This is a genomic window from Blautia sp. HCP3S3_C12 (assembly GCF_052064155.1).
Taxonomy (GTDB): Bacteria; Bacillota; Clostridia; order Lachnospirales; family Lachnospiraceae; genus Blautia_A.
In genome coordinates, this window is sequence record NZ_JBQHWC010000024.1 from 43,152 (window position 1) to 49,764 (window position 6,613).

At 48.8% G+C, this 6,613-nt stretch carries 7 protein-coding genes and 1 pseudogene; 1 reads left to right on the plus strand and 7 read right to left on the minus strand.

The genetic code is table 11. From position 1 onward, the window contains the following. Positions 1-85: 85 nt before the first annotated feature. The 7 genes from ACTNDS_RS15005 to ACTNDS_RS15035 all read right to left on the minus strand — a co-directional run bounded on the left by ACTNDS_RS15005 (position 86) and on the right by ACTNDS_RS15035 (position 5,897). Complete coding sequence (locus tag ACTNDS_RS15005; RefSeq protein ID WP_154431773.1) at positions 86-913, minus strand: alpha/beta fold hydrolase; 828 nt, start codon at positions 911-913, stop codon at positions 86-88. 6 nt (positions 914-919) lie between these two features. Continuing rightward, the gene (locus tag ACTNDS_RS15010) at positions 920-2,080 is read right to left on the minus strand and encodes a linear amide C-N hydrolase (RefSeq protein WP_441036643.1); all 1,161 of its coding nucleotides are present in this window, start codon (positions 2,078-2,080) and stop codon (positions 920-922) included. A 322-nt stretch (positions 2,081-2,402) separates the two neighbouring features. Then, complete coding sequence (locus ACTNDS_RS15015; RefSeq protein WP_441036644.1) at positions 2,403-3,170, minus strand: EFR1 family ferrodoxin; 768 nt, start codon at positions 3,168-3,170, stop codon at positions 2,403-2,405. Positions 3,171-3,363: 193 nt separating this feature from the next. Further along, positions 3,364-3,960 carry a TetR/AcrR family transcriptional regulator gene (locus ACTNDS_RS15020; protein ID WP_441036645.1) on the minus strand — a complete coding sequence of 199 codons (597 nt, stop codon included), beginning with the start codon at positions 3,958-3,960 and terminating at the stop codon, positions 3,364-3,366. A 294-nt stretch (positions 3,961-4,254) separates the two neighbouring features. Beyond that, a complete protein-coding gene (locus tag ACTNDS_RS15025) occupies positions 4,255-5,283 on the minus strand; it encodes a recombinase family protein (RefSeq protein WP_441036646.1) in 1,029 nt (342 codons plus the stop codon). Between the two features lie 52 nt (positions 5,284-5,335). Continuing rightward, on the minus strand, positions 5,336-5,632 hold the full coding sequence (locus tag ACTNDS_RS15030; RefSeq protein ID WP_441036647.1) for a hypothetical protein: 297 nt from the start codon (positions 5,630-5,632) through the stop codon (positions 5,336-5,338). 10 nt (positions 5,633-5,642) lie between these two features. Beyond that, positions 5,643-5,897, minus strand: coding sequence for a hypothetical protein (locus tag ACTNDS_RS15035; RefSeq protein ID WP_441036648.1), 255 nt, complete (start codon positions 5,895-5,897; stop codon positions 5,643-5,645). Between the two features lie 85 nt (positions 5,898-5,982). On the opposite strand from ACTNDS_RS15035, the pseudogene ACTNDS_RS15040 reads away from it, so the two are divergent. Next, positions 5,983-6,516 (plus strand): annotated as a pseudogene (locus tag ACTNDS_RS15040) (hypothetical protein); the annotation flags it as partial. Positions 6,517-6,613: the final 97 nt, after the last annotated feature.

Here is a 6,613-nt window from a genome sequence, read left to right on the forward strand (position 1 = left end):
ATTGCCAGGGCAAGGAATACTCCCCCCCGCTATGTAACTCCACATTCGCTTACACCTTCTCTTTTCAGTCACTGATTTCGTAAAATCAAACCTCCAGACACTTCGCCCGCTGAGCCAGCTGTTCGATCAGCCGGTTTACGATTTCCGGCTGGTCGGTGTTGGAGTTGTGTCCGGCGTCTTTGATCCATTCCAGCGGTATGCCAGAATTTTTATGCCACGCCTTGTTGTATCGAACACAAGATCCCGCCTTGTCCTGTTCGCCGCAGATGAGCAGGGCGGGGCATTTGATTTCATAGGGCAAATCCCGTTCCACAGCCTCGGCAAGGATTCGGAAGCCGTGACCGGCAATCTTTGCGTAGCGCTCCTGGTCGCCGTCATACACCAGCATCAGGTCCCGCATCAGGTTCCTTCCGTATTCCGACAGGGCGACGCCCTTTGTCCCGGACTTTAAGAGGGCCTTCCACGGATAGTAGCGATAGACTGGCTCCATTCGTTTCAGCAGCCAAAGCTCCGGCTCTGTCATATACTTTCGTTGCAGCGGCGCGGAGTCGATGGACACAAAGCCCTTCAGCTTTTCGTGGTAAGTTTGCGCATACGCCTGTCCCACATAGCCGCCCATAGACTGCCCCACGATAACGGGTTTTGTGATCCCCTCCTGCTCCAGAATTCCGTCCAGCCACCTTGCCTTGTCCATCAAATCGAAGGCAAAGGCAAAGGGCCAGGAGGCGGCGTGGCCGGGGGCGTCCCACACAAGGACATTGTATTTCCCCTCAAAATACACGATTTGTTTCTCAAACAACCGGTGATCCGCCGTCAGACCGGGCAGAAACACCAACGTTATTGCGTCCGGTGAAATCAGATGCACCCAATAATGGATTTTGCCCAATGGTGTCGAATATGTTTTCTCGTTCATACTTCCTCACTCTCCCTTTTTGCACCAATCCTTTTGTCCCAGGGAGAGGGTGTAGGGATGCGCCCAGTCCTCGGTGTCGTAGAAGGTGGCGGTCAATTCCAGCTGGTCATAGACGCAGCTCCAGCAGGTTTTCTCTCCGCCGTTCTCGCCGGGGAAGTTGCTCTGCACCACAGCCGCCAGGGCGGCGCGAACGTCCTCGGCGGTCATTACACCCTTTGCCGCATTCCGCCGCTGGGTGAGCGTGTTAAAACGCACATAGGACTGGCCGCTGCCGGAGGTGCCGTCGTCCCCGTGGAGATAGAAGTTGGTCACCACCGGGGTGTCGGTCACTACCATCTCGCCGTTTTTCCACTCCACCGCCACGCTCCGCCCGGCAGCGTCAGAGAGGGAGAAGTGCTGCGCCCGGCCCAGAGAAAAGTGCATATCATACTGCGAAAGCAATTCCAACGCTTCCTCTACATTCGCCGCCTTGTCCAGCAGCAGCCGCAGACCGGAGACAATGGTAATGTCGGGCTTATCGGTATTCTGGTCGACACCCTCCTCGTGGCTCACCATGAGATCAGCCACGCACAGGCCCTTTTCGTTCATGCCGTCCAGGATAGCGTAGACGGAAGCCAGCGCCATGAACTTATCGCCCATGCTTCCATCGGGCTTCCAGTCCTCCCCAAAGCCCAGGAAGTCCAAATTGCAGGTGGCAATGGACTCATAGCCATTCTTGGGGATGGTATGTACCAGCATTTTGTCACATTCTTCCCAGTCGAAGTTGCGGCCAAAGAGGGCCGCACCGTCGGGACTTGTCACCGCGACGGTGGAGCAGCCGTAGTTTCCCCCGGCGGTGGAGGTGTCCGGCTTCCAGAAGCCGTGAGAGAGGAATGAGGCGATGTAGTCTCCCATCTCGGCGTCGCTTTTTGCCCCGCCCTGCTCCAGAAAGCCATCGAAGCCATAGTCTCCCTTATATTCCATACTCCACAGATGATCATCCAGCTTCTCGATGGTCATGGCCGCCGTGAGCTGGGTGCCGAACATGGTCCACGCTCCCGCAAGGGCTGCAATCAGCACAGCCGCAATAACAAGAAGCGCGATTATCGCCTTTCCAAGTCTTTCCGAGGAAGACGAGTCCGCTTCGTTCGATTTACAAAGCTCTTTTTCCGAAACGATCATTTTCATATACTCCTTCCTTGCCCATCAGGGCGCATTTATCATTTTATTCTGTACCTGCTTATATCGTAAGTCATCGTCGTGTAAACGAGAATTTATCTTACCCTTGCCATATAGTAATCCAATTGGTTCATCAAACTCCAGAATTGTTCTGCTTCATCCACGGATAGTGTTCTATACTCCATTTTCATATCCTCGCAAATTTTGATTCTCCGGTGAGCCACTCGTCTCTTGAAATTGCAAACACACCGGCTTTTCATTGCCCTCATCCGAAAACGCATCGACATCCCAATTTTTCTATCCATAAGCCGCTTTCCGCCCTCATGCACTTTCACTCCTCAGAGCCGTATTTTTCAAACCGGCACTGCTCTATTACCTCGTCCCCGAGCAGCGTGATGGCCTTTTGGGGGCAGCAGCTGATACAGCGGTAACACATGGTACACCGGTCTTCCGCGGTGGCTTTCCCGTCTCGCAGGGAGAGATTTTTCGTGGGGCATAAAGAGACGCACAGCCCGCAGCCCACGCATTTTTCGCTGATTTTCAGCTTGTCTGTGTATCCCGCCGTCTTGCCGTAAAACCACAGCCGCTGTCCAAAAAGTCCCTTCAGGTGGGAAAAGAAGGACAGCCCGTCCTGGGGGTAGTTTCCTTGCTTGATCTGCCGTGCGGCAGCTTCTATCTTTTGGTCGGCCTGACGGACGATCTCCCGGTTTTCCTCTGGCGTTTTCTTCAGCAGTTTGCTGTCGCAGACGGAATCCGGCATTTTGATCTGCAAACCGCCGAGTATTGTCGCCCCGTGTTTTCTTAAAATTCGAGCCGTACATCCTGTTCCATCACCGCTGAAAAGCCCCATCGTATTGACGCAAAAGACCTTTTTCCCATTCCATAGAGAAGAATGATTTTTAATAAAATCACGCACTATGATAGGGGCATTGGAAAACTGCGTCGGGTAGCCCAGCACAATGATGTCATGCTCTTCCAATATTTGAATCATCTCTGTATGTTCTAACGGAAAACTCTGAGCAGATGCGTCCAACAGTTTGACTAACTTTTCGACACAATGTTTTGTATTTCCAGTTCCGCTAAAATAGATTCCAATCATGAACGCATCTCCTTCCTTAAATGGGAATTTGCTTTTTTACAGTGCGGTTACCCAAAAACATACTGCTGAAATTGCATAAAGCGGTGTCATAATATCTTTTCATTTTCATCTACACAATGCCTATATTTACTTTTACACATTCCGTAATTTCCTGTCATTCATCTGTTCACTAGTGATGGTTTGAACTATCAACTTACTTCATCCCATAAATTTCAACAAAATGTGACAGATGCACACCTATCTGCGTCCACATTTCGTCCGTCCTGTCAGGCTCCCGGTCTGCAATCTCTATCATCACTGTTACCGGTGCAACAATTTCTAAAGCAAGCAGATTGGCATCAAACCTACGAATCAGTTTCTTTTCCATCAGTTTATCTAACATCAGTGCATACATTTTCTGATTTCCGGTCAGCTGGTGCTTTGATGTAAGTGCCGCAATCTTTTCATTTCTATACTGCTCCTTCGCACAAAATCTTCTGACCTTTTGTATCTGCGGATCCTTCATTGTGAATCCAACTCGTCTCAGACAATCTTCCTTGAATTCATCCAGCGATTCCGGTATCTTATCCAAATTAGAGCTATTTCCGAAATTCTCATCATATTTTTGTTCCATCATGGTAATCAGAGAATCGAGAATGTCTTCCTTGCCCTTATAATGCGCATATATGGATGGACCTTTTATTCCCACAGCTTCTGCAATTAAATCAATGGATGTCTGGTCATATCCCTTTTCAGAAAATAAATCAAGCGCTGCGAAAAGTATTCTGTCCTTTGTTTTTATCTTTTTCATTTCGTTTCTCCAATCTTTGTATTCCTAATAGTCGTTAGGGATATTATACCTAATATCCGTTAGGAAATCAATATGTCATGAAAACGAATCACAGCAATCTTTCATCCTTGTTGTTCAATATGAACGATACGAGAAAAAGGCATCCAGCAAAACTGCCAGATGCCCCTTTCGAATCGTGTTTCTTCATATTAAATTTTAATCTCATTAAATAGTAATCTCAATCCCACCCCGGAAGACTACCGTGCTGCCTTTCTCATCAATGCGGATGTGATCCGCCAAACCGCCCCACAGTTCTCAGCGAAACTCTGTCTGTTCTCCTGTCAAATCTTCCAGCTTAGTGATGAAGTTCGTGAGTATCTCCTTCGTGTCATTCTTTTCCTGGATGAGTGCCTCCAGTTCCTGAAATCGGCTGTGCTTTTCAGCATACAAGGTGCGGAGTTTCTTTTCTTTCTCTGCCTGCTCCGTCTGATCCAGGGCTACACTTGCATTCTTCTGGATGAGGTTCGAAAGGTTCTCTGCGATAATTCTCAGTTCCTGTTTCAGCCGTTCCTGCTCTGCGCCAAGGGAATCTATCTGGCAGACCGTTTCAATCAACTCCTGCAGGTTCTCTATTGTTTCCTCTTTCGCCTCCACCAGGGCATTCAGTGCCTTGAGGAACAGCTTCTTGATTTCTACCTCGCTCAAATACGGTGTGTTGCAGGGCGGGGTGTCTTTGCCGTACTTCCGATTGCAGCGGTAGATGACCTTCCGGTACTTGTCGGTGGAATGCCACACCTTGGAACCGTACCATCCACCGCAGCACCCACACTTGATTTTGTTTGAGAAAATGCTCACTCCGCTGTACCGACCGTTCTGCTCCCGGCGGGCAAGTTCTGCTTGTACAAAATCAAACTGGGCAGGGGGAATGATGGCTTCATGGTGTTCCTCCACATAATACTGGGGAATTTCGCCGTTGTTAGTCTTTCTCTTCTTCTGCAGGAAGTCCGTGGTGTACTGCTTCTGCAGGAGCGCATCCCCACGGTACTTCTCGTTGGTAAGGATCGATTTCACCGTGCTGATGTGCCATCTGTCCTTGCCGGACGGTGACTTGATACCCCGGCTTTCCAGTTCCTTTGTGATAGCGTAGAAGGAAAGGCCGCTGATGAAAAGCCGATAAATCAGCCGTACCGTGGCTGCCTGTTCCTCGTTTATCTTGAAATCCTTGTCGTACCCAAGGAACCAGCTGAAGGCAACACTGCCTTTGCCATCAGCAAACTGCTTTCGCTTACCCCAGGTGGTGTTCTCAGAAATGCTCCGGCTTTCCTCCTGTGCCAGGGAACTCATGATGGTTATCATCCTCCGCAGCATCCGCACTTAATTCTGTTGGATAAAATACTCACGCCACTATACCGACCATTCTAAAGCACTGGCTTTTCCATAAACTCGTTACCAAATGAAAACAAATATAATGAATAGTAAGCAACAAATTAATAAACCTAATCACCCGAAATCTCGTTGTTTTTCTATCTCCATGGTTTTCTTTTTCATTTGTCTTTTTGTTTTTTTCAAGTTGACAGGCAGCATCTATTCTTTCCATTTTCATCAGTAATTCCAATGAACACATCCGCTTTTCTGCTTCCTGTTGCTTTTTCAGTGCCTCTTCAACAGCCTCCACAGAAGACTGTACTACCATTTTCTCCAGTTTAGAGTTCCGGTCCTGTACGTCTCTTATTTTTTCTTCGAACTGCTCTTGCTCTTTCCTGCTCAGCAGCCCGTTCCTGTTCCGAAGATCGTCGTTGCTTCTCTGCAGCGACAGATTGATATTCTGCGTTCTGGACAATTCGGTTTGCAGTTTCTGATTTTCCTCGGTTAGCTTCTGAAGCTCGTCTTGTAGCTTCTGATTTTCGGATGAGATCTTCTGAAGATTTTCTCGAAGCTCCCGCATCCGTTCCAGACATTTCTGGATATTTTCCTGATCCTTTCTTTGTATTTCCAGAAGTCTGTCCCTTCTGCCGCTTCTCTTTTCATAGAAAGGACAATGAGATGAAAGAAATGTCAATCGACTTAGAAACTTACAGCGACGTGAACATCACCAAGTGCGGTGCCTACAAGTACGCTGAGTCTGATGAATTTGAGATACTGCTTTTCGGAGTCTCGATAGATAGCGGACCCATCACGGTGTATGACCTTGCCTGCGGCGATACTATCCCGAAAGAGATCCTTGCAGCATTATCTGATGAGAATGTAACCAAGTGGGCTTTCAATGCTTCCTTTGAGCGCATCTGTCTCTCCAACTGGCTGAAGAAGCATCGTCCGGAATATTTCACCGGCTACAGCATCCCGGAGGATCCCGCCGGTCAGTATCTGGATCCGGCATCCTGGAAATGCACTATGATCTGGTCAGCCTATATGGGACTGCCGCTCTCGTTGGAAGGTGTCGGAGCTGTCCTGAAGCTGCAGGATCAGAAGCTTAAAGAAGGCAAAGACCTGATCCGCTATTTCTGCAGCCCTTGTAAACCAACCAAAAGCAATGGCGGACGCACCCGGAACCTTCCGGAACATGATCCGGAAAAGTGGTCACTCGTGAATTAAAAACTTTATCCTCACACGACTGAAGTCGCGTGCTTCCAGACGCTTTAGGCGTCAGACTAAATATCGGCGGATACGCCTGTAA